We start from the raw sequence: 26,230 nt of genomic DNA, 5'->3' as shown, positions 1-26,230 counted from the left end.
GCCAGTCCGTCAGGGCCGCCCACCGTCACCGAAAGTAGCGTCAGAGATCGTGATCGACGTAGTGCTCCCTTGCCTCAACGAGGCCGCGGCGTTGCCCTGGGTGCTGTCGCGGATGCCGGCCGGCTTCCGTCCCCTGGTGGTCGACAACGCCTCCACCGACGACTCCGCGCGCGTCGCGGCGAGCCACGGCGCCCGCGTCGTCCCGGCCGCGGTGCGGGGGTTCGGCGCGGCGTGCGACGCCGGGCTGCGCGCCGCGTCCTCGCCGGTGGTGTGCTTCATGGACGCCGACGCCTCCCTCGACCCCGCCGAGCTGCCCCGCGTCGTCGCCGCCCTCCTCGAGGACCGAGACCCCGGCGCCGGTGGCGTCCCGGCGCTGGTGCTCGGGCGCCGCCGCCCGGTGGGGCGCGGCGCGTGGCCGCCGCACGCGCGGCTGGGGAACGCGGTGCTGGCGCGGTCGCTGAACCGGCGGGCCGGGACGCGGCTGCGCGACCTCGGCCCGATGCGCGCCGCCCGCCGCGAGGACCTGCTCGCGCTGGACCTGGCCGACCGCAGGTTCGGGTACCCGCTGGAGATGGTGCTGCGCGCGGCGCGGGCGGGCTGGCGCATCGCCGAACTCGACGTCCCCTACCTTCCGCGCACCGGCGCGTCCAAGGTCACCGGCACCGTGGGCGGGACGGTCCGCGCCGTCCGCGACATGCGCCGCGTCCTGGCCGAGGTGGCCCCGTGACGGACGCCCCCGTGACGCACGCCCCCGCGACCGGCGGACCGGCGACCGGCGCCGCGGCCCGTCCCGGGCGGCCCACCCCGGACGGGCCCGCCGACCTGATCGTGATCGCCAAGGAACCGGTACCGGGACGGGTGAAGACACGGCTGACGCCCGCCTACACCGCGCGGGAGGCGGCGGAACTGGCCGAGGCGGCGCTGGCCGACACCCTGCGCACCGCCGCGCGCGCCCGCGCGGGCCGGCGGACCCTCGCGCTCGCGGGCGAGCCGGGCCCGTGGCTGCCCGCCGGGTTCACCGTGATCCCGCAGCGCGGCGGCGGCCTCGACGAGCGCCTGGCCTGCGCGTTCGAGGACGCCTACGACGGCCGCCCGCTGGTGCTGATCGGGATGGACACCCCGCAGGTCACCGCCGCGCTGCTGGAACGGGCCGGGGACGCGCTCGGCGCCCACGACGCGGTGCTCGGACCGGCCGACGACGGCGGGTTCTGGCTGCTGGGCCTGGCCCGCCCCGACGCAGCGCTGCTGCGCGGGGTGCCGATGTCGCGGCCCGACACCGGGGCGCTCCAGCTCCGCCGGCTGCGCGCGGCGGGCCTGGAGGTGGCGCCGGCGCCGCGGCTCACCGACGTCGACACCGCCGCCGACGCCGCGCGGGTCGCCGCGCTCGCGCCCCGCGGACGGTTCGCGGCGGCGGTGCGGCGGCTCCAGGACCGGGCGGTCCCGGCGTGATCGGCCAGCTCTACGAGGAGGCGCTGCGGGGCCGTCCGGCCGTGGAGATCGAGGACGCCGACGGGCGCCGCCGCCCGCTGCCGGTCGGGGACTGGCTGGCGCTGCGGCCCGGCGACACCGGGCTGCTGGACCGCTGCGCGGGCGCCACCCTGGACGTCGGGTCGGGGCCGGGCCGGCTGACGGTGGCGCTGGCCGGGCGCGGCCTGCCGGTGCTGGGCATCGACATCGCCCCGTCCGCGGTGGCGCTCGCCCAGGCGGCGGGAGGCCCGGCGCTGTGCCGGGACGTGTTCGGCCGGGTGCCGGGCGCCGGCCGCTGGCGGACGGTCCTGCTGGCCGACGGCAACATCGGCATCGGCGGCGACCCGGTGGTGCTGGTGCGCCGCGTGGCGGGGCTGCTGGCGCCGGGCGGCCGGATCCTGGTCGAGGTGGAGCCGCCCGGGTCGGGGTCGCGGACCGAACCGCTGCGGCTGCGCGCCCCCGGGTCGGTCGGCGAGTGGTTCGCCTGGGCGCGGGTGTCGGCCGACGCGATCCGCGGCGTGGCCGCCGACTCCGCGGTCGCCGTCACCGAGGCGTGGGAGGAGGCCGGCCGATGGTTCGTCGCCCTGAGCTCCTGAGAACCGCCGCCGCCGCGCCCGCCGCGTTCGCCAAGGGGCTGCCGGGACGGTTCACCAGCGCGCTGCACGACGAGCGCGTGGCGTCCTGGCTGGGCATCGCGCTCGGCGTCGGCTTCACCCTCTCGTTCGTCACCGGCCTGATCAGCCACTTCATGCAGCACCCGGCGGGCTGGATGGTCTGGCCGTCCCGCCCGGCCGGCCTGTACCGGGTGACGCAGGGCCTGCACGTCATGGGCGGGATCGCGACGGTGCCGCTGCTGCTGGCCAAGCTGTGGACGGTCTACCCCCGGCTGTGGCAGTGGCCGCCGGTCCGGTCGGCGGTGCACGCGGTGGAGCGGCTGCTGGTCCTGGTGCTGGTGGGCGGCGCGCTGTTCCAGCTGGTGACCGGGCTGCTCAACATCGCCTACTGGTACGCCTTCCCGTTCTATTTCACCGTCGCGCACTACTGGACCGCGTATGTGCTGTTCGGCGCGCTGCTGGTGCACATCGCCACCGAGTGGCCCAAGGTGCGGGCCACGGTGATGACCCGCCCCGGCGACGCCGTCCACCGCCGCGCGTTCCTGGGGGCGGTGGCCGCCGCCGGGGGAGTGACGCTGCTCACCGTGATCGGCGAGACGGTGACGCCCCTGGCGCGGCTGGCGGTGTTCGCGCCGCGCCGTCCGGGCGTCGGGCCGCAGCGGCTCCCGGTCAACAAGTCGGCCGTCGCGGCCGGGGTGACCCGCACGGCCCGCGACGCCGGGTGGCGGCTCACCGTCACCGGGCGCGTCGACCGCGAGGTCACGCTGACGCTCGCGCAGCTCCGCGCCCTGCCGCGCCGGACGGTGCGGCTGCCGATCACTTGCGTGGAGGGGTGGAGCGCCGAGGCGACCTGGGAGGGCGTGCGGCTCCGCGACGTGCTGCGGCTGGCCGGGACGTCCGGGGACGCCCGCGTCCGGGTGGAGTCGCTGGAACCCGGCGGGCTCTACCGGACCTCCGACGTCGACCCCCCGCACTGGCGCGACCCGCTGACGCTGCTGGCGTTCGGGCTGAACGGCGCGCCCCTCGACCTCGACCACGGCTACCCCTGCCGGCTGATCGCGCCGAACCGCCCGGGGGTCATGCAGACCAAGTGGGTGCACCGGGTCGTGGTCGGATGAAAGGCCGCGCCGTGGTGTACGCGGCGGGCCTGGCGCTGATCGCGGTGGGATTGCGCGGGGTGCTGGCGAACGTGGGCGTGCCCGGCTGGGCGCTGTGGTTCGCCGGGGCGGCGGTGCTGCACGACGGCGTCCTGGCCCCGGCGGTGCTGCTGGCGGGGCTGGCCACGACATGGCTGCCCGGCCGGTACCGGTGGATCGCGCGGGCGGCGCTGGCCCTGGCGGGGACGCTGACGCTGGTGGCGCTCCCGGTCGTCCTCGGGTTCGGGCGCGTCCCCGACACCCCCTCGCGGCTCCCGCTGCCCTACGGCCGCAACCTGATGATCGTGCTGGCCGTGATCGCGGTCGCGGCGGCGGTGGCCGCGGTGACGGCGCGGCTGCTCACGGGCCGCCGCGCCCACCCGAAGGGAGAGGGTCCCCGATGACCGTGACCGAGGTCCAGCCGGGCCATCCGGGCCATCCGGAGGCCGCCGCGCCCGAGCGGCGGGCGCGCCGCGCCGGACGGCTCGCGGTGGCGATGTGGGCGGCGGGGATCGCCGCGGCGTTCGTCACCGGGTGGTGGCTGCGGCGCGCGGGGCTGGAGACCGAGGACGCGCTGCCGCCGCTGCACGGCAAGGCCCGGCTGCTGACCTGGCCGTTGCTCCCGGCGGCGGGCGTGGCCGCGCTGGCCGTCGCGGTCCTGCCGCCGCTGGCGCGGCGGCTGCCGTGGTGGGCGGCGCTGGCGGCGGCGTGGGCGGCGGCCGGGCTGTGGGCGGTCGCGCTCGCCGTCACCGACGGCGGCCCGGCCGCGCTGACCCGTCCCCTGGAGGCGCCGACCGAGTACGCGGCCGGGCTCGGCGCGCTCCAGCCCGACCCGCTGGAGTGGCTGCGGACCTTCAGCGACCGCCTCTACGCCTACACCACGCACGTGCGCGGGCATCCGCCGCTGCCGATGCTGGTGCTGTGGGCGCTGGAGCGGATCGGGTTCGGCGGCACCGGCTGGGCGGCGGCGTTCATCATCGCCGCCGGGAGCTCGGCGGTCGCCGCGATCGCCGTCACGGTGCGGCACACCGCGGGGGAGCGCGCGGCGCGGCGCGCGCTCCCGTTCCTGGCGCTGGCGCCGCTGGCGCTGTGGGTGGCGACGTCGATGGACGCCTTCTTCCTGGCCGTGGGGGCGTGGGGGACCGCGCTGGTCGCGGCCGGCGCCCGCCGCGGCGCCCGGCTCGGCGGCGTCCCGGCAGCCGCGGTCGGCGGGATCGCGCTCGGCGCGCTGCCGTACCTGAGCTACGGGCTGCTGCCGCTGGCGGCGGTGCCGCTGGCGGTGCTGGCGTTGAGCCGTCCCCGGCCGCGGGTCCTGGCGGCGCTGGCGTGCGGGCTGGTGGTGGTCCCGGCGCTGTTCACCGCCGGGGGGTTCTGGTGGTTCGACGGTGTGGCGGCCACCCGGGACACCTACCTGGTCAGCCGCGGGTCGGCCCAGCGTTCCTACGCCTACTTCGCGTTCGCCGACCTCGGGGTGCTCGGCCTGCTGACCGGTCCCGCCGTCGCGCATGCACTGCCGTCGGCGCTGGCGGCGCTGTGGCGCGGAGCCCGCGCCCGTGCCCGGGTGCCGGGGCTGCCGGTCGCGCTGCTGGCGGGCGCGGCGCTGCTGGGGACGCTCGCGCTGGACGCGTCCGGGGTGACCAAGGGCGAGGTCGAGCGGATCTGGGTCCCCTACGCCGCCTGGGTCGTGGTGGCCGCCGCGCTGCACCGTCCCCCTGCGCGGCGCTGGCTGGCCGCGCAGGCGGTGACGGCGCTGGCCGTCCAGGCGCTGGTGCTGTCGCACTGGTGAAGGTGCAGGCGGGCCCGCCGCGGGCCGGGGCGGTGTCAGATCATGTCGGGGGTCCAGGGCGCCAGTGCGGTGCGGAGCTGGAGGCCGGCGCGGGCGGCGGCGCCGGGGCGCAGCTCCTCGACCAGGCCCGCCGCGGCCAGGCGCGGGACGGTCCGGCCGCCGAGGTAGAGCGCGGCCAGGGCCGAGGCGTCCAGCGCCAGGTCGGGGTCGGCGGTGGTGGGCGTCAGGGCGCCGGTGCCGTCGGCGGCGGTGTCCAGCAGCCAGCGGCCCGCGACATGGCCCTGGGGGTCGGCGACGTCCAGGACGGTGCGGCCGGGGACGTCGTAGGTGCGGGCGGCGAACGCGCGCGGCGCGTCCAGGACGCGCAGCCACATGTCCTCGGCCTGGTCCCCGGTCCACTCGGCGGCGCGGGGGTTGCGCAGCCACAGCGGGAGCGGGTCGTCGGGCGCGAGGTTGCGGACGGTCACGGTGCGGACCCAGTCGGCCTGGAGCGCGTGCCGCCACAGCGCGGCGGCGGCGCCGGGGCCGGTGGCCAGGACGTCGTCGACGGTGAGGGTCCCGTCGGGGTCGCCGCCGCTCCACCGCACCTGGGTGCGGTAGGTCATCACGCCGGTGGCGCGCCCGGCGGGGTCGCGGTGGACCGCGACGAACGGAGGGGTGAAGGTGTGGCCGGCGTCGACGGCCTCGCCGGTGGCGTACAGCCAGTGCCGCGGCGGGCGGCTGACGGCGCCGTGCCGGGCGGCGCGGACGCGGTCGTGTAGCGCGGGGCCGATCTCGGCGAGGTCGGCGAGGTCGGCCAGGTCGACGCGGCCGGGGGTCTGGCCGATGCCGGGTCGCAGGCCGCCCGAGCGGGGCACGTCGATGGTCAGGCCGCTGGAGCGGGCGGCGTGCCCGAACCCGAAGCGGCCGTAGATGCGGTGCTCGGAGGAGCACAGCGCGGCCAGGGCGTCGCCGCGGTCGCGGGCGCGCGCCAGGCCGGTCTCCAGCATCCGGGTGAGGATCCCGCGGCGGCGGTGGGTGGACAGCACGGCGATGTGGGCGATGCCGTCGGCGGGCAGGGCCGCGCCGCCGGGGACGGTCAGCTCCAGGGGGACGCCGCGCAGCACGCCGACGCAGCGGTCGCCCTCCCAGGCGCCGAGCAGGCGGCCGGGGTCGGCTCTGTGGCGCCACCAGGCGGCGGCGTCCTCCGGCGCGACCGGCGGTGACAGGAACGCGGTCCTGAGCGCGTTCACCCAGGCGGCCGACTCGCGCTCACCGGCGATCCGGATCTCGATGTCTGGCTGCGTCATGGTTCTCAACGCTACCGGGGCCGGGCGGCCAGGCGATCACGGTGTGCGCCCAGGTCAGTCCGGCGCCGAACCCGGCCAGCAGGACCAGCTCGCCGGCCGCGATCCCGCGGGTGCGGACGGCGCGGTCCAGGGCGTAGGGGAGGCTGGCGGCGCCGATGTTGCCGACGTCGTGCCCGGCGATGACCATCTGGCCGGGGTTCAGGCCGGCCGCCCCGGCGAGCGAGGCGACCAGCAGGGGGTTGGGCTGGTGCGGGACGACCAGGGCCAGGTCGGCGGGTTCGACGCCGGCGGCGCCCGCCGCGTCGGCGACCAGCCGGGGCAGGATCGCGGTGATGAAGCCGCGGACGGCCCTGGCGTCCATCTTGATGGTGTGGCCGAGGGACTCCAGCGTCGCGGCGCTGGCGGGGGAGCGGCTCCCGCCGGCGGGGATCAGCACGTCGCCCGCGCGGGTGCCGTCGGACCCGAGGGTCACCGGGCCGGTGCCGTAGGGCGGTGGGACGGGCCCGACCACGGCGGCGGCGGCGCCGTCGCCGAACAGCGCCGAGGTGCTGCGGTCGGCGGGGTCGAGGAACCGGGAGTAGACCTCCACGCCGATCACCAGCGCGTTCGGGGCGGCGCCGCGCTGGGTGGCCAGCCAGCCGAGCGCGGTCTGGAGCCCGAACACGAACCCGGTGCAGGCGGCGGCGACGTCGAACGCGGCGGCGCCGCGGGCGCCGAGCAGCGCCTGGACGCGGCAGGCGGTGGAGGGGCCGAGCTCGTCGGGGGTGGAGGTGCCGAGCACGATGAGGCCGATGTCGCCGGGGCCGAGCCCGGCCGCGCGCAGCGCGGTGCGCGCGGCGGCGGCGGCCAGGTCGGAGGCGGCCTCCCCGGCGGCGGCGACGTGCCGGTGCCGGATCCCGGTGCGGTCCTCGATCCAGCCGGGGGGAAGGCCCATCGCCACCGACAGCTCGCTGCTCGGGATCCGCCGTCGGGGCAGGTGGGATCCGGTGCCGCGGATCGCCCAGGGGTGCCGTGCGGGCGGCTGCTCGGTGCTCATGCGTCGCTCCCTGTGCCCGGCCGGTGGGCCGGTGGTGTCGTCGGCCGGTCGGCGGATTCGGCGGGATCCGGCGCTGAGACGCCACCGATGGTTGTCAGACCGATCTCATGAGTGAATAATCCCATTTCATGACTTTTAATCCATGACACTTTGTGAAGGGACATTTATCCAATAAGAGAAGAGAGACTTCCCCTGAGGTAAGGAGACACCGCGTGTCCCCAGCCGCCACGTCCGCCGCCTGGACCCAGGACCTCGAACCCGACGCCGCCTGCGCCTTCCTGTTCCCCGGCACCGGGTCGGCCGCCGCTCCCGACCTGCACGCCCTGGCCGGCTCCGGACCCGCCGCCGTCCGCATCGTCCACGACGTCCTGGACGCGGTCCAGGAAGGACTCCCGCCCGGCCGGCCGCCGATGCGGTCGATTCTGCTCGAGCACCCCGACCGCTACCGCCCCGCCGCCCGTGCCCCCGGCGTCGCCCAGCTCGCCGCCTACAGTGCCTCGGTCGCCGTCGACCGCGTCCTGCGCGCGGCCGGCATCGCCCCCGCCCACGCCGTCGGGCAGAGCTTCGGGGAGATCGCCGCGCTGGTCTGCGCCGGCGCCTTCTCCATCGCCGACGGCGCCCGCATGGCCGTCAGCCTCGTCGACGTCCTGGCCCGCCGCGGCGCCGGCGGCGGCATGGGCCTGCTGGAGACCGGCGAGGACGGCGCCCGCGCCTGCATCGGCCTCGCCGCCGAACCCTCCGTCGTCGTCGCCTGCCTCAACGCCCCGTCGGTGACCGTCCTCAGCGGCCCCGACGCCCCCCTGGACCACGTCCTGGACGCCGCCCGCCGCTCCGGCGTCCGCGCCGTCCGCCTCGCCGTCCCCTACCTGTCGCACCACCCCTCGATGGCCGGCGCCGACGACGAATGGTACGAGCGGATCCGCCACTACCCGCAGCGCGGCCTGGAGGTACGGGTGCACTCCCCGGTCCGGGGCCGCGCCTACACCGACGGCGACGACCTGCACCGCGCCCTCGCCGACTGCATCGTCAAACCGGTACGGCTCCCCGAGACCCTGCGCGCCGTGGCCCGCGACGGCGCCACCGTCTTCACCGAGGCCGGCGCGGGCAACGCCCTGTGCGCATGCGCCCGCCTCACCATCCCCGGCGCGCAGACGCTGACGCCGCTGCGCGAGCGCACCCACCACGCCCAGACCGGCAAATCCGCGCCCGGAGTCGCCCCCGTCCCCCCACACCAAGACCACACCCCCCACACGGTCCCCGCCCCGCAGCCCGGCACGGCCCCCGGCCCGCCCCCGTCCCCGAACCTGACAGGAGCACCGTGATGGGCACCGTGATGGGCACCGGCACCACCCCCGACCCCGCCCTGCTGCGCCTGGTCCGCGGCGACTCCCTGGACGCCAAGACCCGCGCCCGGCTGGACGAGGCCGTCCCGCCGGAATTCTTCGGCTACCCCGCCGGGCTCACCGCCCGCGAGCACCAGGCCCTCACCTACGCGCGGCTCCGCCGCGCCGGGCTCGCCGCGCCGCCCGCGCCCGAACTGCTGGCCGACCCGCCCGCCCTGTGCGCCCTGCTGGAACGCGCCGCGATCGCTGACCCGGCGCTGTTCCACGTCATGCTGCTGCACTACACCCTGGCGCTCGGCCCGATCCTGCGGTTCGGCGCCGGGCAGCGCGGCCCGGCGCAGGCCCGCGACGACCTGGAGACGATGGCCTCCTTCGGGACGCTGCTGATGACCGAGGTCGGCCGCAGCAACAGCCACCTGTCGCCCCGCACCCTGGCCCGCCACGATCCCGGGACCGGCGGGTTCGTGCTGTCCACCCCCGACGCCGAGGCCGCCAAGTTCCCCACCAACAGCGCCCACCCGCAGATCCCCAAGACCGCCGCCGTATACGCCACCCTCGTCCACGGCGGCCTCGAACGAGGCGTGTTCGTGTTCGTCGCCCCGCTCCGCGGCCCCGATGGCCAGGTCCCCGAAGGCGTCCGGATCGTCCCCGCCCCCGAGACCGGCGGCCTCCAGGTCGACTACGCCGCCGTCCACCTCGACGGCCTGCGGCTGCCGCACGAGGCGTGGCTGCGCGACGGCGCCGGCATCGGCGACGACGGCGCCTTCCACGACCCGGCAGGCGACCCCGCGGCCCGCCTGACCCGCTCGATGGGCATCGCCCCCGCGGTATGGCGCGCGGTCATCGCCGCGTCCGCCGCGATCACCCGCGCGTCGGCGGCGGCGCTGCTGGCCCACTCCACCGGACGCCCCACCCTCGGCCGCCTCGCACCGCGCCGCCCCCTCACCGACTACCGCAACCAGCAGGAGGCGATCCTGGGCGCGCTCGCCTCCGCCTACGCGCTGACCGCCGTCGCCGGGCACGTCAAGGCGCGCCGCACCTCCGCCGACGCCCCCACCGCACCGGACGGGCCGGCACCCCCACCCGGGGCGGGCCCGTCGACGGCATGGGCGCCGTGGTCGGCGGTCGACCGCGACCTGGCCCTCCTCAAGACCGCCGCGACCCTCCAGGCCCAGGAGACGGTGTCGCTGTGCCGCGTCCACAGCGGCGCCCCCGGCTTCGCCGCCAACGACCGCCTCAACGGCTACCGCGGCCTCGCCCACGCCTACACCAACGCCGGCGGCGACAACGAGCTCATCCTGTTCGACACCGCGCGGGCCATGGCCGACCTGGACCGGTACACGCCACCGCACACCGCCGACCAGCCCCCCGGCGACGGCGACCTGACCTCACCGCCGATGTGGCTGCACCTGGCCGGCGGCTGCGAACGGCGCCTGCGGCGGCGCCTGGCCGACCGGGTCGCCGCCGGCCGGCGCGGCGGACAGGACGCCTTCACCGCCTGGAACGACAACCTCGCCCTGGCCACCCGCACCGCGACGGCCCACGCCGACCGCATCGTCCTGGAGATCCTGGCCGCCGCGCACACCGCCCACAAGGGCGTCCTGCGGCAGGTGCTGACCCTGTACGCCCTCGGATGGATGGAACGCCGCGCCGGGATCCTGCTCAACGAGGGGATCATCGCGCCGGGCACCCTGGACCGGGTGTGGGAACTGCGCCGCCGCGTGTGCGACGAACTGGCGCCGCACGCCGCCGGGCTCGCCGCCGCGTTCGAGCTGCCCCCCGAGATCACCGCCCCGGCCCGGTGGGTCACTGAGACTTGACCCGCAGGCCCCACCCTGCGGCCGATCCGGTGCCCGCGGGGCCGGGTCCGCGCACGCCACGCCCGTACTTTCACAAGGAGCCCGGGGAACCAGCGCCGGGTGGCTACCGTTCTCGTTACAGACCGCGCGGCCGAATCGGGCCGCGCGAGCCCGATACGGAGGTAGACACAGTGGGAGTCAGTCTGAACAAGGGCGGCAACGTCTCGTTGAGCAAGGAGGCTCCCGGACTGACCGCGGTCGTGGTGGGTCTGGGCTGGGACGTGCGCACCACCACCGGCACCGACTTCGACCTGGACGCCAGCGCCCTGCTGTGCTCGGCCGAGAACAAGGTGCTGTCAGACCAGCACTTCGTGTTCTTCAACAACCTGAAGAGCCCGGACGGCAGCGTCGAGCACACCGGCGACAACCTGACCGGCGAGGGCGAGGGCGACGACGAGGCGATCAAGGTGAACCTGGCCGGCGTGCCGGCCGAGGTCGCCAAGATCGTGTTCCCGGTGTCGATCTACGACGCCGACGGCCGCCAGCAGAGCTTCGGGCAGGTCCGCAACGCCTTCATCCGCGTGGTCAACCAGGCCGACAACAGCGAGCTGGCCCGCTACGACCTGTCCGAGGACGCCTCCACCGAGACCGCCATGGTCTTCGGCGAGCTGTACCGCAACGGCGCCGAGTGGAAGTTCCGCGCGGTCGGCCAGGGCTACGCCTCCGGCCTGTCGGGCATCGCGTCCGACTTCGGGGTGAACGTCTGATCCACCGGCACGCGTCCGACCGGCGCGTTCCAGGGGGCGGCCCGGCGCCCGGCGCCGGGCCGCCCCCTTGCGCGCCGGCCCAAGAGGCGGGCCCGGCCCAAGAGGCGGGCCAGGCCGGTCAGGTCAGGGGGACCACCGCGAGGGCCTCGACCTCGATCAGCAGGCCCTCGCGGACGAGGCCGGACACCTCGACCAGGGACGCCGCGGGTGTGACGCCGACCGGAAGCATCTCGTCACGGACGGAACGCACCACACCGGCGTGCCGCGCGTCGCGCAGGAAGTAGCCGATCCTGACGACGTGCTCCCAGCCGGCTCCGGCGGCGGTCAGCGCCGCCTCCAGGTTGGTGAACACCTGCCGGGTCTGCGCGGCCACGTCGCCCGCCCCGACGAGCTCGCCGGCACCGTCCACCGCGATCTGCCCGCTGAGCACGACCAGGCGGCCGGGCACGTCGACGGAGACGGCATGGCTGTAGCCGCGGCCCGGCGCGAGGCCGGGGGCGTTGATCTGGCGGATGCCGGCGCCGCCGGGCGCATTGCTCTCGCTCACATGATCAACCTACCGCCCGGCGCCCTCGGGGCCCGGGGCGCGCGCGGGGCGGGTCATGCACCAGGCGTGCGGTCCGCCGTCGGGAACGTCGGTCTCGGCGGTGACCTCGAAGCCGTACCGCCGATAGAAGCGCACGTTGCTCTCGGAGGCGGTCTCTAGATAGACGGGACGGCCCTCACGGTCGGCCTCGGCCAGCCCCGGACGCAGCACCGCGCCGCCGAGCCCGCGCCCCTGATGGCCGCGCCGCACCCCGATGGTCGCCAGGAACCACGCCGGGGTCACCGGCCGGTACGGCGCCACGGCCTGATCGGCCGCATGCGCCTGCGCCGCGCGGTCCCCGTGCAGCTCGGCGAGCTCGGGCGCGGTGAACAACTCCGCCGGGACCACCGTCGCGGGCGTGGTCCACACCGACACCGCGTTGACGGCGCCGTGGCCGCCGGCGACCCAGACGCGGCCGTGGGGCAGCCCGATGCGCTCGGTGAAGTAGAGCTGCAACGCCCGCACGCGGCGGGTGTGGTCGCCGGCGGCGACCGTCCAGCGCATCCAGGCGTAGTCGTGGAACGCCTCGGCGAGGGTGTCGGCGATGGCGGGCAGGTCCTGTGCGGTCGCGGGTCTCACCGCGATGTCTTCAGCGATCATTTGATGGCCACTGTAGGCACGTCCCGACGCGCGGCGCACGCCGGGACGCCGCCCCCGCGCCGTCTCCCCGCGGGCGCGGGGGACCGCACCGCGCATCCACGGCCTGGCCCACGGCGCATCCGCGGGCGCATCCGCGGCGCGCCCGCCCGGGGGCGGGTCAGCCGAGCAGTTCGGCGCGCAGGCGGGTCTTGAGGAGCTTCCCCCCGGGGTTGCGGGGCAACTCCCCCTCCCGGAACCACAGGTGCGCGGGCACCTTGAACGACGCGATCCGCCCGGCGAGGAACTCCCGGAGCGCGGCGGGCGTGGCGGCGGCGCCGGGACGCAGCCGCACCACGGCGCCGACCTCCTCACCGAGGACCTGGTGGGGGACGCCGATGACCGCGCAGTCGAGCACCGCGGGATGCTCGTAGAGCGCGGCCTCGACCTCGGCGCAGTACACGTTCTCGCCGCCGCGGATGAGCATGTCCTTGGCGCGGTCGACGATGTAGACGAACCCGTCGGCGTCGACCCTGGCCAGGTCGCCGCTGCGGAACCAGCCGCCCTCGAACGCCCGTCCGGTCGCCTCGGGCCTGTTCCAGTAGCCCTTGATGACGTTGGGCCCCCTGATCAGCAGCTCGCCGACCTCACCGTCCGGCAGGTCCTCACCCGCCGCCCCGACCACCCTGACGTCGCACACCGCGACCGGAGGCCCCACGCTGCCGGGACGCTCCAGGTAGTTCGCGCCGCTGTTGTAGGTGGTGACCGACGAGGTCTCGGTGAGCCCGTAGCCGTTGCCCGGAACGCGCTCGGGCAGCCGGTCGCCGATCGTGTCGACCAGCGCCGGGGGCGCGGGCGCGCCGCCGTAGCTGACGCCGGTGAGGCTGGAGGTGTCGTGCTCGCCGAACCGCGGATGGGTGAGCACCTGCCAGGCCATGCTCGGCACCCCGCCGAACGCGGTGACGCGCTCGCGCTCGATGAGCTCCAGCGCCCGCCCCGCGTCCCACTTGTGCATCAGCACCACGGTGCCGCCCTGGACGGCGCTGCCCACCAGGACCGAATGGCAGCCGGTCACGTGGAAGAACGGGACGCTCAGCAGCGTGACGCGCGGCCCGGGGGCCATCAGCTCGGCCAGCGGCCGGCCCGCGCGGACCCCGGCCGACAGCGTCCCGTAGGCGAGGTTGAAGGGAGTGCCGGCGATGTTGCGGTGGGTGCCGAGCGCGCCCTTGGCGCGGCCGGTGGTCCCGGAGGTGTAGAAGATCGTGGCGTCGTCCTCGGGGTCCAGCGGCACCGCGGGCAGCGCGGCGCCCCCGGGGACCTCGCCGAGCACGTCCCCGAACGCCTCGGTACCCGGCACCGGCGGCCCGCCGCCACGCACCACGATCACCGGGACGCCCAGGCCGGGCAGCGCCGGCGCCAGCCGCCGGGCGCGCTCGGCGTCGGCGACCAGCAGCCGGGCACCGCTGTCGCGCAGCCCGTACTCCAGCTCGGCGGCGCTCCACCAGGCGTTGAGCGGAACGACGACGGCGCCCGCCACCGCGGCGGCGAAGAACACCACCGGCCACTCGGGATAGTTGCGCATCGCGATCGCGACACGGTCGCCCTTCCCGATCCCGTACCGCTCGATCAGCCGGCGCGCGAACACCGCGACCCGCGCGTGGTGCGCGGCGAAGCTCGTCCGCTCGTCCCCGTAGACCAGGAACGGCGCGTCGCCGTGGGCCAGCGACCCCTCCAGGACGTCCCGGAGCGTGCCGGGACCGTGCTTCCAGACCCGGGTCCGCACGCCGCGGACGTCGATCTCGTCCATCTCGAACGGCTGCCCCGGAGCGGTGATGGCCGCCCGCACCTCAGCGATGCTCCGCACTGCGCACCTCCGGCGATCACGGTGTCCGTCCCGTGGCCGTCCGCCGAAGGTGATCGGCACACCGTGGGGCGAATCTACGATTCGGCCCGGCCGCCGGTCAACGGCCGCGCCGCACCCCCGCCCGACGCCGCTCCCAACCTGCGACAATAGGGGGCATGACCGAGCGCAAGCCCATCGAGTACTGGCTGTCGGACATGGACGGGGTGCTCGTGCACGAGGGCCGGCCCGTCCCCGGCGCCGACGAGTTCGTCCGGCGGCTGTCGGCCTCCGGCAAGCCGTTCCTCATCCTCACCAACAACTCGATCTACACGCGGCGGGACCTGTCGGCCCGGCTGTCGGCGATCGGGCTGGAGGTGCCGCCCGAGGCGATCTGGACCTCGGCGCTGGCCGCCGCCCGGTTCCTGGCCGACCAGCGGCCCGAGGGATCGGCGTACGTGATCGGCGAGGCGGGCCTGACCACCGCGCTGCACGAGGCCGGGTACGTGCTGACCGACCTGGACCCCGACTACGTGGTGCTCGGCGAGACCCGCACCTACAGCTTCTCCTCCATCACCCGCGCGATCCGGCTGATCGACCGCGGCGCCCGGTTCGTGGCGACCAACCCCGACCCGATCGGCCCGTCCCTGGAGGGCTCGCTCCCGGCGACCGGCGCGGTCGCCGCGATGATCACCAAGGCGACCGGGGTGGAGCCCTACTTCGTCGGCAAGCCGAACCCGCTGATGATGCGCAGCGCGCTGAACGTGGTCGGCGGGCACAGCGAGAGCACCGCGATGATCGGCGACCGGATGGACACCGACATCGTCGCGGGCGTGGAGGCCGGCCTGGAGACCATCCTGGTGCTGACCGGCGTGACCCGCCGGGAGCAGGTCGAGCGGTTCCCGTTCCGCCCCTCCCACGTGCTGGCCTCCATCGCCGATGTCATCGGCATGATCGACGGCTGACATCCGAAGGAGCACCCCGGCGATGCGCATGATCAGGGAGGCGGGCTCGCACGCACTGGAGATCCGCAAGTCCCGCTTCGTGTGCACGCTGGCCCGCGCACACGGCGAGGCCGAGGCCGCCGCGTTCCTGGCCGGGCACCGCAAGGCGCACCGCGACGCCACCCACAACTGCACCGCCTACGTGCTGGGCGGGCACGGCGAGATCACCAAGAGCAGCGACGACGGCGAGCCCGCCGGCACCGCGGGGATCCCGATGCTGGAGGTGCTGGTGCGCCGCGGCCTGACCGACACCGTGGCGGTGGTCACCCGGCACTTCGGCGGCGTGAAGCTCGGCGCGGGCGGCCTGGTGCGCGCCTACGGGCGGGCGGTGGCCGGCGCGATCGACGCGGTCGGGCTGGTGGAGCTGAGGCCGGTGGTGACGGTCACGGTGGCCGTGGAGCACGCGCTGGCCGGCCGGTTCCTGGGCGACCTCCACGCCCGCGGCCCGCTCCCCTCCGACGTCCGCTACGGCGCGGGCGTGGAGGCCGACGTGCCGGTCCCGGCGCCCGGGCTGGAGGAGTTCGAGGCGTGGGCCGCCGAGGTCACCGCGGGCCGCGCACGGGTGCGGCGCGGCGCCGCCGGCCACGTCGAGGTGCCGGTCGAGGACTGAGCCGGGAATGCGCGGGCGAGATCAACGGGTTCGTGCTGGTCATGGGGGAGTCGGGGATCGATCGGGAGAGGGTGCGCGCGGTGCTGGCCGCCGAGCGCGAGCGGACGCTGGCGCGGATCGGCGCGCTGGCGCGCGACCGCGCGGGGATCGTGGAGTCGGCGTCGCTGGTCGCGGTCGACGACGAGCACGACCCCGAGGGCGTCACGCTCGGATTCGAGCGCGCCCACGTGGAGAGCCTGCTCGCGGGCGCCGAACGGCGGCTGCGGGACCTGGACGGCGCCGCCGCGCGCCTGGAGGAGGGCACCTACGGCCGGTGCGCCGAATGCGGCGCGCAGATCGGCGCGGGACGCCTGGAGGCCCGCCCCGAGGCGTCCCGCTGCATCGCCTGCGCGTCCAGGCGGGCCTGAACCCGCCCGCTCCGTGCGGCCGTCCGGCCGTCCCGCTCCGTCGAGCCCGGTTTCGCCGGACGGTTCGGCGCCGCCGGTTCGGCACTGCCGGTCAGGCGGGCACGGCCAGGCCGGGACGGCAGCGCAGGCAGGGACGGTACCCGGCGGCCTCGGCGGCGGCGACCGTGCGGAACCCGCGCCGGTGCGCAGGCGTGATGCGGCGCGCGTCGCCGCAGGTGGGGTAGCACACGATGCCGGTGGTGTCGCTGCCGAGGAAGAACACGCCCTCCCGGGCGAACCCGGCGACCGCGTCGAGATCGACGTCCTCGGCCCGCAGCAGCCACTCCTTGGCGGACGCGCCGAACACGTACTGGCCGGGGGAGCCGTCCGAGCGGGTGACGCGGTGGCAGGGGATCAGCAGCGGCACCGGGTTGCGGCCGAGGGCCGATCCCGCCGCACGCACGGCCTTCGGGCGGCCCGCCTGACGCGCCACCCACGCGTAGGGGCGGGTCTGCCCACGGGGGATCGTCGCGGTGGCGCGCAGCACCGCCGCCTCGAACTCGCTCAGCCCCCGCAGGTCCAGCCGCAGCCCGCCGAGCCTGCCGCTGCGCAGCGCCGGCAGCAGCCCGGCGGGCGTACGGCCCGCCGGCAGCAGCGGCCGGGCGAACCGCGCCCGGAACTCGGCGGCGAACTCGCGCTCGTCCACCCCGGCGCGGACGAACGCGACGCCGTGGTCGGTGAAGGCGACGTGCAGGCCGTCCAGCGGACCGGGGACCTGGACGCGGCGCGCGGCGATGCGGTCCAGCAGCGCGGCGGGCGCGTCGGTGGCCAGTGCGGCCAGCCCGGCGGTGAGCGGGTCGTGCCCGAAGCCGCCCTCACCGGTGCCGGGGTTCGGGTCGCGGGTGGGCGGGTCGAAACGCGTCATGAGGTGCCCCCTCGGGTGGCGTGCAGCGTGCGGAGCCGGGCCAGGCCCCGGGAGATGTGGGATTTGACGGTGCCGACCGGAACGTCCAGCACCGTGGCGATCTCGGCGACGGGCAGGTCGGCGACGTGCCGGAGCACGACCGCGGCGCGCTGCGCCTCGGGCAACTCGCCCAGCAGCCCGGCCAGCTCCCGGCCGGTCTCGTGCCGGGCCGCGGCGCCCTCGACGTCCTGGCCGGGATCGGCGGGGTCGGGCGCCTCCTCCAGCGGCCCGGATGCAGGCCGCCGCGCCGCGGTGCGCAGGTTGTTGCGCCACACGTTCATCAGGATCGTCATCAGCCAGGCCCGCGGCCGCAGCTCGGCGATCCGGCCCGGCCCGTAGCCGCACAGCGCCCGGTAGGCGCGCAGGAACGCCTCGGCCGCCAGGTCCTCGGCCTCGGCCCGGCGCCCGCACAGCCGCAGTGCCGAGGAGAACACCGCGCCTCGGTACGCCTCGTACAGGGCGGCGAACCCGGCGTCCAGATCGTCGGCGAGCGCGGCCACGACCGCGTCGCCCACCGGGGCGGCCCCCGGCTCGGCCCCGGGCTCGAGTTCGGGCTCGGTCACCGGGGTGAGAACTTCGTCCGTTACCGTCACATAGTCTCCAACACCGCCGGGCCTCGCCAGGTTGCGCCGCGGCGTCCCGTCCCGTGCGGTCCCCTGGGGGCGGGGGCGTACCCGGGCGGGTCAGTTCAGCCAGCCGGGGCGGATCACCCCGGTCTCGTAGGCCAGGACCACGAGCTGCGCGCGGTCGCGCGCCCCCAGCTTGGACAGGATACGGCTGACGTGGGTCTTGGCCGTCGCGGGGCTGAGCACCAGCCGCGCGGCGATCTCCTCGTTCGACAGCCCCGCCGCGACCAGCTCCAGCACCTCGCGCGCGCGGTCGGTGAGGGCGTTCAGCTCGACCGCCGGCGGCGGGGCGGTGATCCTGGACGCGAACTCGGCGATGAGCCGCCGGGTCACCGTGGGCGCCAGCAGCGCGTCGCCGCGCGCCACCACCCGCACCCCGTGGATCAGCTCGGTCGGCTCGGTGTCCTTGACCAGGAACCCGCTGGCCCCGGCCTTAATCGCGCCGTACACATAGTCGTCCAGGTCGAACGTCGTCAAGATCACCACCCGGACCGCCTCCAGCCGGGCGTCGGTCGTGATCCGCCGGGTCGCCTCCAGGCCGTCCAGCACCGGCATCCGGATGTCCATCAGCACCACGTCGGGGCGCAGCTCGGCGGCCAGCCGGACCGCCTGCTCCCCGTCCCCGGCCTCGGCGACGATCTCGATGTCGTCCTCGCCCTCCAGGATCGAGCGGAACCCCGCCCGCACCAGCGTCTGGTCGTCGGCCAGCACAACCCGGATCACATGATCTCCCTCGTCTGTCCGGCCGGCCCGCCGAGCGGCAGCCGTGCCCATACCCGGAACCCGCCCGCCGGGCCCGGCCCGGCGGTCAGCTCCCCACCCGCCGCGGCGGCGCGCTCCCGCATCCCGCGCAGCCCGTTCCCGTGGACCACCGCGTCCGGATCGGACGGCCCGGTCCCGTCGTCGTCGACCTGCACGACCACCGCCTCGGCCGTCCGGCGGACACCGACCGTGACGGCCGCCGCCCCCGCGTGCCGCAGCGCGTTGGTCAGCGCCTCCTGCACGATCCGGTACCCCGCCAGGTCGACCGGCGCCGGCAACCCCGCCAGCACCTCGAACGCGGCCAACGCCCCACCCCCGGCCACCCCCTCGACCCCGGCTCCCGCCCCCGCCCCGGCCCCCGCCCCGACCTCGGGTTCGGGTTCGGGGCCCGGCTCGCCGGGAGCGGGCCGGGCCGGGGGAGCCAGATCACCGGCGAGGCGGACCCTCAGCCCGGCCGCCGAGGCCCGCTCCAGCAGCTCCCCGAGCCGCACCAGCGACGGCGCGGGCGCGACCGGAGGCCCGCCCCCCGCCCCGTCCTGGTCGACCTGCCGCAGCACCCCCAGCACCCCGCGCAGCTCCCGCAGCGTCACCTTGCTCGCCACCTTGATCGCCTCCAGCGAGGCGTAGGCCTGCGCCGGGTCGTCGCGCCGGAACAGCGCCGCACCCGCCTGCACGTTGATCAGCGAGATCTGGTGGGCGAGCACGTCGTGCAGCTCCCGCGCGATCCGCAGCCGCTCCTCGGTCGCGCGCCGCCGCGCCTCCTCCTCACGGCCCCGCTCGGCCTCGGCGGCGCGCAGCTCGGCCGCCAGGATCCGGGCCCGCCGGTCCCGCACGTACTGGCCGAGCGCGACCGTGCCCACCAGGAACGCGCTGAGGCTCGCGACCGCCCCCGAGTCCACGACCGGGCTCCGACGACCCGGATCGGCGTCGCGCAGCAGCCCGGCGACGACGAACGCGACGTCGATCGCGACGATCGCGCCCAGCGCCACCACCAGCCGGCACTCCAGCGCCGCATTGAACAGCGCCACCAGGAACACGAAGGCCAGCGGCCCGTCGGGATACCCCATCGGGTAGTACAGCGGCGCCACCAGGCCCGACACCACCAGCACCAGGATCGGACGCCGGCGCCGGAACACCAGCGGTACCGTCCCGACCAGGATCAGCAACACCCCGCCCGGCCAGATCGGCGCGTCCCCGGGCCGCGCCGCCGCCCACGACATCACCAGCGTGATCACCGCCGCCGCGGCGGCCAGCGCGACGTCGCCCGCGAACCCGCGCGGCCACCACCGGCCGCGCGGCCCGCCGACGCCGCGCGGGGGACCGGATGTGGGCATACTCACCGCCTCAGCGTAAAACGGCGGATTCGCCCATACCGCCCGGCACTCATCGTATGCCCGGCAGCCCCCGCCGATCCCTGACTTTCGACAGTGTCGACGCAGCTCACCACGCTTGTAACGTGGGGCGCGTGAACGACTCGGCGCCCCCCGTCCGGTCCCCCCGCCGCACGGCGCCCGCGGCGCTGCGGGACGCAGTACGGCGCCCGACCCGCCGCGCGGCCCGGCTCGACGCGCTGCTGTGGGCCGCGCTGGCGTTCCCGCCCGTGACCGGCGACATGATCCCGCCCCGCCCGGACGACCCGCGATGGTGGGCACAGGCGGCCGGGCTCGCGCTGCTCACCGCCGCGGTGGCACTGTGCCGCGCCGCGCCGCTGCCCGCCCTGCTCACCGTGTTCGCGATCATCCCCGCGCACGGCAACTTCGCGTTCGCCCTCCCCGTGATGTCCTACCTGGTGGGACGGCGGACGGTCCGCTCCCGCCCGGTGCTGTGGGCCTTCACCGCCGTCTTCGTCGCCGGAGCGATGCTCAACCTGGTCCGCGGCACGGACGTCACCCTCTGGTTCCCACTGACCATCTGGCTGGTGCTGCTCGGCGTCCTGCCCTGGCTCGCCGGCCACTACTGGCGGCAGTACCAGGAACTCGTCCACGCGGGCTGGGAACGCGCCGAGCACCTGGAACGCGAACAGCAGATCATCGCCGAACGCGAACGGCTCCGCGAACGCGCCCGCATCGCCCAGGACATGCACGACTCCCTCGGCCACGAACTGGTCCTCATCGCGGTCCGCGCGGGCGCCCTCCAAGTCGCCCCCGGCCTGGACGAGCGGCACCGCACCGCCGCGGCCGAACTCCGCGCGGGCGCCGCCGACGCCACCGACCAGCTCAGAAAGATCATCGGCGTGCTCCAGCCCGACTCCGACGGCACAGCGGCCACCGACACAGCGGCCACCGACCCGGGGGAGGACCCCACACCCCCCGGCACCGGCACGGGCACCGCTCCGATCCGTCCCGCCCACGAGAGCATCACCGACCTCATCGCCCGCGCCCGCGCCTCCGGCATCCCCGTGCGCCTCACCGGTGACGACGCCCCCGCACGCCTGGCGCCCATGGCCCGCCTGGCCGCGCACCGCATCGTCCAGGAAGCCATCACCAACGCCGTCAAGCACGCCCCAGGCGCCGCCGTCACCGTCCGCCTGACCCACGACGCCCACGGCACCCTCACCCTCACCGTCGTCAACGACGCCCCACCCCAGCGCCCCGACGAGACCGGCGAACCCGGCAGCCGCGGCGGACGAGGGCTCACCGGGCTCACCGAACGCGCCCGGCTGGCCGGCGGCACACTCACCACCGGCCCCACCCCCTCCGGCGGCTTCCACGTCACCGCCGAACTGCCCCCCGCCGGCGACACCCCCACCGGCCCGCCCACCCCAGGACACCACCACCCCGCCACCGCACCCGGCGAGACCACCACCCCCGAATCGGAATCGGCGCTGCGCCTGGCCCGCGAACGCCGCCAGGTCCGCCGCAGCCTCATTACCGCCATCACCGTCCCCGCCGCCCTCATCACCGTGCTCGGCACCGTCATGGCCGCCTACTACATCGTCGTCACCCCGATCTCGGCCCTGTCCCCCGACCGCTACACCGCCCTGCGGATCGGCGCCCCCCGCGCCGACGTCGAACGCTCGACGCCCCGCATGGAACTGATGAACGCCGGGACCGTCCGCGCCAGGAACCCCGAACCCCAAGGCGCCGACTGCCGCTACTACCGCAGCGACGCCAACCTGCTCGGCAGCGGAGCGGTGTACCGGCTGTGCTTCGTCCAGGGACGCCTGGCCGCCAAGGACGTCCTGCACCCCGCCACCGACCCCGACGACCGCTGACCCCGCCGCCGCCCACGAAAAGGACGATCAGCTTGATCCGCGTACTCCTCGCCGACGACGAGACCATGATCCGCGCCGGAGTCCGGGCGATCCTGTCCGCCGACCCGGGCATCGAGGTGGTCGCCGAGGCCGGCGACGGCCGCGAGGCGATCGAGCTGACCCTCGCCCACCGCCCCGACGTCGCCCTCCTCGACATCCGGATGCCCCGCCTGGACGGCCTCGCCGCCGCCGCCGAACTCCGCCGCACCGCCCCCGCCACCGGGGTCGTCATACTGACCACCTTCGGCGAGGACGAGTACATCGCGCGGGCCCTGTCGGACGGCGCCAGCGGCTTCCTGCTGAAATCGGGCGACCCGCACGAACTCCTCGCCGGAGTGCACGCCGTCGCCGCCGGCGCCGCCTACCTCTCGCCCAAGGTCGCGCACCGCGTGATCACCGAGCTCAGCGGCGGCCGGCTGGAACACGGCGCCGAGGCCCGCCGCCGCACCACCACCCTCACCCCCCGCGAACGGCAGGTCCTGGCGCTGGTGGGCGCCGGACTGTCCAACGCCGAGATCGCCACCAGCCTCCACGTCGTGGAGGGCACCGTGAAGTCCTACGTCAGCGCGATCCTCACCCGGCTGGAGGTCCGCAACCGGGTCCAGGCGGCGATCATCGCCTACGAGGCCGGCCTGGTGAACGGCACCACCTGACCGGCCCCGCAGATCACCCCGAGCCGGTCAGGCGTCCCGGCGGCGCAGGATCACACAACCCGCCCACAGCGCCGCGACCACCCAGGCCACCAGGATCACCAAACCCGCCACCGCCGGATACGGGACCGAGTCGCCCTTCATGAAATGCCGCCCGGCGCTGCTGGGCAGCGAATCGGCGATGTGCGCCATCACCTTCGACCCACCGCTCCCCAGCATCATCGGCACCACCATCAGAAGCAGGAACACCGTCGTCAACGTCCCGGCGGTGCTGCGCAGCACCGCCCCCACCCCCAGGGCGAACACACCGATCAGCGCCAGATAGACCCCGCAGGCCAACGCAGCCGACACCGCGCCGCCGACGGAGAAACGGCCCCACACGCCCAGCATCGGATACGCCACCGCCGTGCCCACCGCACCCAGCGCCACCCCGACCGGGAACAGCACCCCGGCGACCACCGACGCCTTGGCCAGCAGCATCCGCGCCCTCGACGGCGTCCACTGCAACGTGGAACGGATGCTCCCGCTGGAGTACTCACCGGTGATCACCAGCATCGCCAGCGTCAGCACCACGAACTGCACGATGTCGACGGCGTCGACCGCGATCCCGCCGACCGCCACCACACCCTGGTCGTCCTCGGCGATCGCGTTGGTGTTGTTGGAGGCCACCGCCCCACCCAGGATCACGCACATCACCCCCATCACCACGAACGCCCCCACCAGCCCCCACCACGTCGAACGCAGCGACCACAGCTTGGTCCACTCCGCCGCGACCGCGCCCCGGAACCCGCCCGGACCGCCCTCCCCGACCCCGTCCCCGGACCCGCCCGGCGCCCGCTCCATCACCGCCGTCATCGCCCGGCCACCGCCCCCAGGCCAGCCGCCACGCCCGCCCTAGCGCCCGCGCCCGCCGCCGGTATGCCCGCCGCCGCCCCGTACTCCACACTCGCGCCCGTCAGCTCCATGTACGCCTCCTCCAGCGACGCCTCCCGCGCGCTCAACTCATACAGCGGGATCCCGTGCTCATGGCAGAGCAGGCCCACCCGCTCCAGCGACACCTCCACCGCCACCAGATCCCACCCCTCCACCTCGACGACCTCCACACCCTCGGCCGCCAGCAGCGCCGCCAGATCACCCGCCCGCGGGCTGCGCACCCGCACCGCGTTCCGGGAACTCCCCGCGATCACCTCCGCGACCGGCGCGTCCGCGATCAGCCGGCCCCGCCCGATCACCACCAGCCGATCCGCCATGAGCTCCATCTCGCTCATCAGATGACTGGACACGAACACCGTCCGCCCCTCGGCCGCCAGCGACCGCATCAACCCCCGCACCCACAGCACCCCGTCGGGATCCAGCCCATTCACCGGCTCGTCCAACATCACCACCCGCGGATCACCCAGCAGCGCCCCCGCGATCCCCAGCCGCTGCCCCATCCCCAGCGAGAACGACCCCACCCGCCTCCCGGCCACCGCCGTCAGGCCCACCGTGTCCAGCACCTCCTCCACCCGCCGCACCGCGATCCCATTGCTGCGCGCCATCGCCACCAGATGAGCCCGCGCCGACCGGCCCGGATGCACCGCCTTGGCGTCCAGCAGCGCCCCCACCTCCCGCAGCGGATGCCGCAACGCCCCATACGGACGCCCGCCCACCAACGCCACCCCGGCCGTCGGCCGGTCCAACCCGAGAATCATCCGCATCGTGGTCGACTTCCCCGACCCGTTGGGCCCGAGGAACCCTGTCACCCGCCCCGCCGGGACCTCCAGCGTCAGGTCCCGCACCGCCGTCCTGTCCCCGTACCGCTTCGTCAATCCCCGCAACGTGATCATCATGCCTCCGCGGCAGCGCTCTCGGAATCCACCGGTACCCGGCACCACTCGCCGGCACCTGTACCTGCCAACCCCGAAGCTAGGCGCCGGGGGAGTACCGCCACAGTGCGCGAACGTCGGCCGCCCACCCCCACTTTCGTCAACCACCGCCCCTGCCCCCGCCCCCGCCCGGCGCAAGCCCACGCCCCAGAAGGCCCCAGGACATGGACCGCAAGCCCCCGGACACGCGGAACGGGCCGCCCCCGGCGGCGCCGAAGCACCCCCGGGAACGACCCGCACACTCGTACCGACGCCCGATCAGATCAGTCGTGCGGGCGACGGTGCCGCCCCATGCCCCCCATCACGTCCGGCATCGTCTGCGCCGCCTGCCCCGCATCCGGCGCACCGGGCGCCGCGTGCGCACCCGAAGCACCCGGCCGCACCTCCCCGGGCCGAGCCCCGCCCGGACGCGCCGAACCCGGCGGGATCATGCCCGCACCCGCCACCGCACCCGCCGGAGACGGACCCAGCAGGATCACACCGAACGGCAACCCGCGCACCAGCGTCACCACCGGAACCGCCAGCCGCACCAGCACCAGCGCCACCAGCGGCGCCACCACCACCCCGACCAGGAACCCGGCCGCCACATCGTGCGGGTAGTGCACCCCGACGAACACCCGCGACAGCGCCATCAACGCCGCCAGCGGCAGCACCAGCGGCGCCATCGCCCGCCACGCCACCACGATCGCCGCCGCAGACCCCGCCGCGATCGTCGCGTGGTTGCTCGGGAACGACCAGTCGCCCGGAGCCGGACAGGCCGCGATGTTCATCGCCCCCGCCACCGCCCGGCACGGCCGCTCCTCCTGAATGAAACTCTTGGAGACCTCGCTCACCAGATAGGCCGCCACCATCGCGCATGGCGCGGCCAGCGCCAGCCCCATCGCCCGCGCCTCACCACCCCGCGCCCGCCACCAGCCCGCCACGAACAGCACGGCGAACAGCAGCAGCCCCGCATCCGTGCCGACCTCGGCCACCGAATGCACCCACGACGGCGTACCGTGCGCGAACTCGGTGATGCCGCGATACCAGTCGGCGCTGAACTCAGGCGCTTGCATTGTCTCCCTCACGCTCGAGGCGCCCCCACGGGAACGAGACTCCCCGCGGGACCACCGACCTTCACCCTACGTCCATCGATCTGTAGAGAATGTCATGTAACCGAGGTCAGAGACCGGAGATCGACTCCACCGGCACCGCATCCTCGCCCACACCCCCGCCGCGCCCCGGCTCCACGGCCACCGGGCCCGGACGCCTCCGGCCGCGCAGGAAACGGACCCCCTCGGCACCCACCGTCACCGAAACCGCCAACCCGAGCCCCACCACCACCCCCAGCACCGGATCGTCCTCGAACACCACCCCGCCCACATAACCCAGCAGAGTCCCGTACAACGCCCACGACACCGCGGCCACCGCCGCGAACAACGAGAACGACCGCAGCCGAAACCCCACCACGCCCATCGTCAGCGTCACCGCCGTCCGGCCCCCCGGCACGTACCGCGCCACCACCAAGATCAACCCGCCCCGCTCGGCCATCGTCCGCCGCGCCCACCCGAACGCCCGCCCCCGACGCGTGCCCGGCCGCATCCGCCGCACCAGCCGCGGCCCCCATCCCCGCCCCACCCCGTACGACACATGATCACCCGCGAACGCCCCCAGCGCCGCGAGCACCACCACCGCCACCACGTCCGGCTCACCCGACGCCGCGTACACCCCCGCGGTGATCACCATGCTCTCGCTCGGCACCACCGGGAAGAACCCGTCGATCGCCGCCACCGCGAACAGCACCAGGTAGAACCACGGCGAGGTCACCGCCGTATGCAACAGACCGGCCACAACGTCCATGCCCCGACGCTAGGCACCGGACATCCCCGCCG

General features: G+C 75.6%; 27 protein-coding genes. 14 read left to right on the top strand and 13 right to left on the bottom strand.

Annotated elements, in window-relative coordinates; translation table 11 throughout:
* Positions 1-49: 49 nt before the first annotated feature.
* The 6 genes from QP090_RS32570 to QP090_RS32545 are packed head-to-tail and all read left to right on the top strand — an operon-like array spanning position 50 to position 5,003.
* Complete coding sequence (locus QP090_RS32570; RefSeq protein ID WP_432763099.1) at positions 50-727, top strand: glycosyltransferase family 2 protein; 678 nt, start codon at positions 50-52, stop codon at positions 725-727.
* A complete protein-coding gene (locus tag QP090_RS32565; protein WP_432763098.1) occupies positions 724-1,449 on the top strand; it encodes a TIGR04282 family arsenosugar biosynthesis glycosyltransferase in 726 nt (241 codons plus the stop codon). The genes QP090_RS32570 and QP090_RS32565 overlap by 4 nt, the downstream gene beginning before the upstream one ends.
* Positions 1,446-2,063 carry a class I SAM-dependent methyltransferase gene (locus QP090_RS32560; protein ID WP_285943495.1) on the top strand — a complete coding sequence of 206 codons (618 nt, stop codon included), beginning with the start codon at positions 1,446-1,448 and terminating at the stop codon, positions 2,061-2,063. The genes QP090_RS32565 and QP090_RS32560 overlap by 4 nt, the downstream gene beginning before the upstream one ends.
* Positions 2,039-3,199: a molybdopterin-dependent oxidoreductase gene (locus tag QP090_RS32555; RefSeq protein WP_285943494.1), complete on the top strand. Its 1,161-nt coding sequence runs from the start codon at positions 2,039-2,041 to the stop codon at positions 3,197-3,199. Before QP090_RS32560 ends, QP090_RS32555 begins: the two co-directional genes overlap by 25 nt.
* Entirely contained in the window at positions 3,196-3,621 is a 426-nt protein-coding gene (locus tag QP090_RS32550) for a hypothetical protein (protein WP_285943493.1), read from the top strand. Before QP090_RS32555 ends, QP090_RS32550 begins: the two co-directional genes overlap by 4 nt.
* Complete coding sequence (locus QP090_RS32545) at positions 3,618-5,003, top strand: glycosyltransferase family protein (RefSeq protein WP_285943492.1); 1,386 nt, start codon at positions 3,618-3,620, stop codon at positions 5,001-5,003. The genes QP090_RS32550 and QP090_RS32545 overlap by 4 nt, the downstream gene beginning before the upstream one ends.
* Before the next feature lie 35 nt (positions 5,004-5,038).
* Here QP090_RS32545 and QP090_RS32540 read toward each other — a convergent pair whose 3' ends face one another.
* Positions 5,039-6,292 (bottom strand): GNAT family N-acetyltransferase, encoded by a 1,254-nt coding sequence (locus tag QP090_RS32540; RefSeq protein ID WP_285943491.1) that lies wholly within the window; start codon positions 6,290-6,292, stop codon positions 5,039-5,041.
* Positions 6,255-7,328, bottom strand: coding sequence for a 3-oxoacyl-ACP synthase III family protein (locus QP090_RS32535; protein ID WP_285943489.1), 1,074 nt, complete (start codon positions 7,326-7,328; stop codon positions 6,255-6,257). Before QP090_RS32535 ends, QP090_RS32540 begins: the two co-directional genes overlap by 38 nt.
* A gap of 212 nt (positions 7,329-7,540) precedes the next feature.
* Between QP090_RS32535 and QP090_RS32530 the strand changes: the two genes are divergently transcribed.
* The 3 genes from QP090_RS32530 to QP090_RS32520 all read left to right on the top strand — a co-directional run bounded on the left by QP090_RS32530 (position 7,541) and on the right by QP090_RS32520 (position 11,237).
* Positions 7,541-8,650 carry an ACP S-malonyltransferase gene (locus QP090_RS32530; protein WP_285943488.1) on the top strand — a complete coding sequence of 370 codons (1,110 nt, stop codon included), beginning with the start codon at positions 7,541-7,543 and terminating at the stop codon, positions 8,648-8,650.
* A complete protein-coding gene (locus QP090_RS32525) occupies positions 8,650-10,491 on the top strand; it encodes an acyl-CoA dehydrogenase (RefSeq protein WP_285943487.1) in 1,842 nt (613 codons plus the stop codon). The genes QP090_RS32530 and QP090_RS32525 overlap by 1 nt, the downstream gene beginning before the upstream one ends.
* 170 nt (positions 10,492-10,661) lie before the next feature.
* Positions 10,662-11,237 carry a TerD family protein gene (locus QP090_RS32520; protein WP_285943486.1) on the top strand — a complete coding sequence of 192 codons (576 nt, stop codon included), beginning with the start codon at positions 10,662-10,664 and terminating at the stop codon, positions 11,235-11,237.
* Between the two features lie 118 nt (positions 11,238-11,355).
* Here the strand turns inward: QP090_RS32520 and QP090_RS32515 are convergent, their stop codons facing one another.
* The 3 genes from QP090_RS32515 to QP090_RS32505 form a co-directional block, all read right to left on the bottom strand.
* Positions 11,356-11,784 (bottom strand): RidA family protein, encoded by a 429-nt coding sequence (locus tag QP090_RS32515; protein WP_285943485.1) that lies wholly within the window; start codon positions 11,782-11,784, stop codon positions 11,356-11,358.
* Positions 11,785-11,793: 9 nt separating this feature from the next.
* Complete coding sequence (locus QP090_RS32510; protein WP_285943484.1) at positions 11,794-12,423, bottom strand: GNAT family N-acetyltransferase; 630 nt, start codon at positions 12,421-12,423, stop codon at positions 11,794-11,796.
* Between the two features lie 157 nt (positions 12,424-12,580).
* A complete protein-coding gene (locus tag QP090_RS32505) occupies positions 12,581-14,263 on the bottom strand; it encodes a class I adenylate-forming enzyme family protein (protein WP_349666526.1) in 1,683 nt (560 codons plus the stop codon).
* A gap of 155 nt (positions 14,264-14,418) precedes the next feature.
* Between QP090_RS32505 and QP090_RS32500 the strand changes: the two genes are divergently transcribed.
* The 3 genes from QP090_RS32500 to QP090_RS32490 are packed head-to-tail and all read left to right on the top strand — an operon-like array spanning position 14,419 to position 16,260.
* Positions 14,419-15,204, top strand: coding sequence for an HAD-IIA family hydrolase (locus QP090_RS32500; protein WP_285943483.1), 786 nt, complete (start codon positions 14,419-14,421; stop codon positions 15,202-15,204).
* Between the two features lie 22 nt (positions 15,205-15,226).
* Positions 15,227-15,853: an IMPACT family protein gene (locus tag QP090_RS32495; RefSeq protein WP_285943482.1), complete on the top strand. Its 627-nt coding sequence runs from the start codon at positions 15,227-15,229 to the stop codon at positions 15,851-15,853.
* Between the two features lie 41 nt (positions 15,854-15,894).
* The gene (locus tag QP090_RS32490) at positions 15,895-16,260 is read left to right on the top strand and encodes a TraR/DksA family transcriptional regulator (RefSeq protein WP_285943838.1); all 366 of its coding nucleotides are present in this window, start codon (positions 15,895-15,897) and stop codon (positions 16,258-16,260) included.
* A gap of 91 nt (positions 16,261-16,351) precedes the next feature.
* On the opposite strand, the gene QP090_RS32485 is transcribed toward QP090_RS32490, so the two are convergent.
* The 4 genes from QP090_RS32485 to QP090_RS32470 form a co-directional block, all read right to left on the bottom strand.
* Complete coding sequence (locus QP090_RS32485) at positions 16,352-17,164, bottom strand: methylated-DNA--[protein]-cysteine S-methyltransferase (RefSeq protein ID WP_285943481.1); 813 nt, start codon at positions 17,162-17,164, stop codon at positions 16,352-16,354.
* Entirely contained in the window at positions 17,161-17,796 is a 636-nt protein-coding gene (locus QP090_RS32480; RefSeq protein WP_285943480.1) for an RNA polymerase sigma factor, read from the bottom strand. The genes QP090_RS32485 and QP090_RS32480 overlap by 4 nt, the downstream gene beginning before the upstream one ends.
* A 90-nt stretch (positions 17,797-17,886) precedes the next feature.
* Entirely contained in the window at positions 17,887-18,552 is a 666-nt protein-coding gene (locus QP090_RS32475) for a response regulator (RefSeq protein ID WP_285943479.1), read from the bottom strand.
* On the bottom strand, positions 18,549-19,931 hold the full coding sequence (locus QP090_RS32470; protein WP_285943478.1) for a sensor histidine kinase: 1,383 nt from the start codon (positions 19,929-19,931) through the stop codon (positions 18,549-18,551). The genes QP090_RS32475 and QP090_RS32470 overlap by 4 nt, the downstream gene beginning before the upstream one ends.
* A gap of 125 nt (positions 19,932-20,056) precedes the next feature.
* Between QP090_RS32470 and QP090_RS32465 the strand changes: the two genes are divergently transcribed.
* Together QP090_RS32465 and QP090_RS32460 are read left to right on the top strand one after the other, a co-directional pair.
* Positions 20,057-21,805 carry a sensor histidine kinase gene (locus tag QP090_RS32465; RefSeq protein WP_285943477.1) on the top strand — a complete coding sequence of 583 codons (1,749 nt, stop codon included), beginning with the start codon at positions 20,057-20,059 and terminating at the stop codon, positions 21,803-21,805.
* Positions 21,806-21,837: 32 nt separating this feature from the next.
* Positions 21,838-22,497 (top strand): response regulator transcription factor, encoded by a 660-nt coding sequence (locus QP090_RS32460; RefSeq protein ID WP_285943476.1) that lies wholly within the window; start codon positions 21,838-21,840, stop codon positions 22,495-22,497.
* 27 nt (positions 22,498-22,524) lie between these two features.
* On the opposite strand, the gene QP090_RS32455 is transcribed toward QP090_RS32460, so the two are convergent.
* From QP090_RS32455 to QP090_RS32440, 4 genes are all read right to left on the bottom strand, one after another.
* Positions 22,525-23,349, bottom strand: coding sequence for an ABC-2 transporter permease (locus tag QP090_RS32455; protein ID WP_285943475.1), 825 nt, complete (start codon positions 23,347-23,349; stop codon positions 22,525-22,527).
* The gene (locus tag QP090_RS32450; protein ID WP_285943474.1) at positions 23,346-24,320 is read right to left on the bottom strand and encodes an ABC transporter ATP-binding protein; all 975 of its coding nucleotides are present in this window, start codon (positions 24,318-24,320) and stop codon (positions 23,346-23,348) included. The genes QP090_RS32455 and QP090_RS32450 overlap by 4 nt, the downstream gene beginning before the upstream one ends.
* A 302-nt stretch (positions 24,321-24,622) precedes the next feature.
* Positions 24,623-25,414, bottom strand: coding sequence for a phosphatase PAP2 family protein (locus QP090_RS32445; protein WP_285943473.1), 792 nt, complete (start codon positions 25,412-25,414; stop codon positions 24,623-24,625).
* 106 nt (positions 25,415-25,520) lie between these two features.
* The gene (locus QP090_RS32440; RefSeq protein ID WP_285943472.1) at positions 25,521-26,198 is read right to left on the bottom strand and encodes a DedA family protein; all 678 of its coding nucleotides are present in this window, start codon (positions 26,196-26,198) and stop codon (positions 25,521-25,523) included.
* Positions 26,199-26,230: the final 32 nt, after the last annotated feature.

Source organism: Actinomadura xylanilytica (assembly GCF_030283145.1).
In the GTDB taxonomy this organism is placed as follows: Bacteria; Actinomycetota; Actinomycetes; order Streptosporangiales; family Streptosporangiaceae; genus Spirillospora; species Spirillospora xylanilytica.
Note: the sequence above shows the minus strand (reverse complement) of the source record. Positions and strands in the feature narration are given on the sequence as shown.

Excerpts from the sequence above, each read along its gene's own strand:
- QP090_RS32555 (WP_285943494.1), top strand. The coding sequence starts at position 2,039 with ATGGTTCGTCGCCCTGAGCTCCTGAGAACCGCCGCCGCCGCGCCCGCC.
- QP090_RS32550 (WP_285943493.1), top strand. The coding sequence starts at position 3,196 with ATGAAAGGCCGCGCCGTGGTGTACGCGGCGGGCCTGGCGCTGATCGCG.
- QP090_RS32545 (WP_285943492.1), top strand. The coding sequence starts at position 3,618 with ATGACCGTGACCGAGGTCCAGCCGGGCCATCCGGGCCATCCGGAGGCC.
- QP090_RS32540 (WP_285943491.1), bottom strand. The coding sequence starts at position 6,292 with ATGACGCAGCCAGACATCGAGATCCGGATCGCCGGTGAGCGCGAGTCG.
- QP090_RS32535 (WP_285943489.1), bottom strand. The coding sequence starts at position 7,328 with ATGAGCACCGAGCAGCCGCCCGCACGGCACCCCTGGGCGATCCGCGGC.
- QP090_RS32525 (WP_285943487.1), top strand. The coding sequence starts at position 8,650 with ATGGGCACCGTGATGGGCACCGGCACCACCCCCGACCCCGCCCTGCTG.
- QP090_RS32510 (WP_285943484.1), bottom strand. The coding sequence starts at position 12,423 with ATGATCGCTGAAGACATCGCGGTGAGACCCGCGACCGCACAGGACCTG.
- QP090_RS32500 (WP_285943483.1), top strand. The coding sequence starts at position 14,419 with ATGACCGAGCGCAAGCCCATCGAGTACTGGCTGTCGGACATGGACGGG.
- QP090_RS32495 (WP_285943482.1), top strand. The coding sequence starts at position 15,227 with ATGCGCATGATCAGGGAGGCGGGCTCGCACGCACTGGAGATCCGCAAG.
- QP090_RS32490 (WP_285943838.1), top strand. The coding sequence starts at position 15,895 with ATGGGGGAGTCGGGGATCGATCGGGAGAGGGTGCGCGCGGTGCTGGCC.
- QP090_RS32485 (WP_285943481.1), bottom strand. The coding sequence starts at position 17,164 with ATGACGCGTTTCGACCCGCCCACCCGCGACCCGAACCCCGGCACCGGT.
- QP090_RS32455 (WP_285943475.1), bottom strand. The coding sequence starts at position 23,349 with ATGACGGCGGTGATGGAGCGGGCGCCGGGCGGGTCCGGGGACGGGGTC.
- QP090_RS32450 (WP_285943474.1), bottom strand. The coding sequence starts at position 24,320 with ATGATCACGTTGCGGGGATTGACGAAGCGGTACGGGGACAGGACGGCG.
- QP090_RS32445 (WP_285943473.1), bottom strand. The coding sequence starts at position 25,414 with ATGCAAGCGCCTGAGTTCAGCGCCGACTGGTATCGCGGCATCACCGAG.
- QP090_RS32440 (WP_285943472.1), bottom strand. The coding sequence starts at position 26,198 with ATGGACGTTGTGGCCGGTCTGTTGCATACGGCGGTGACCTCGCCGTGG.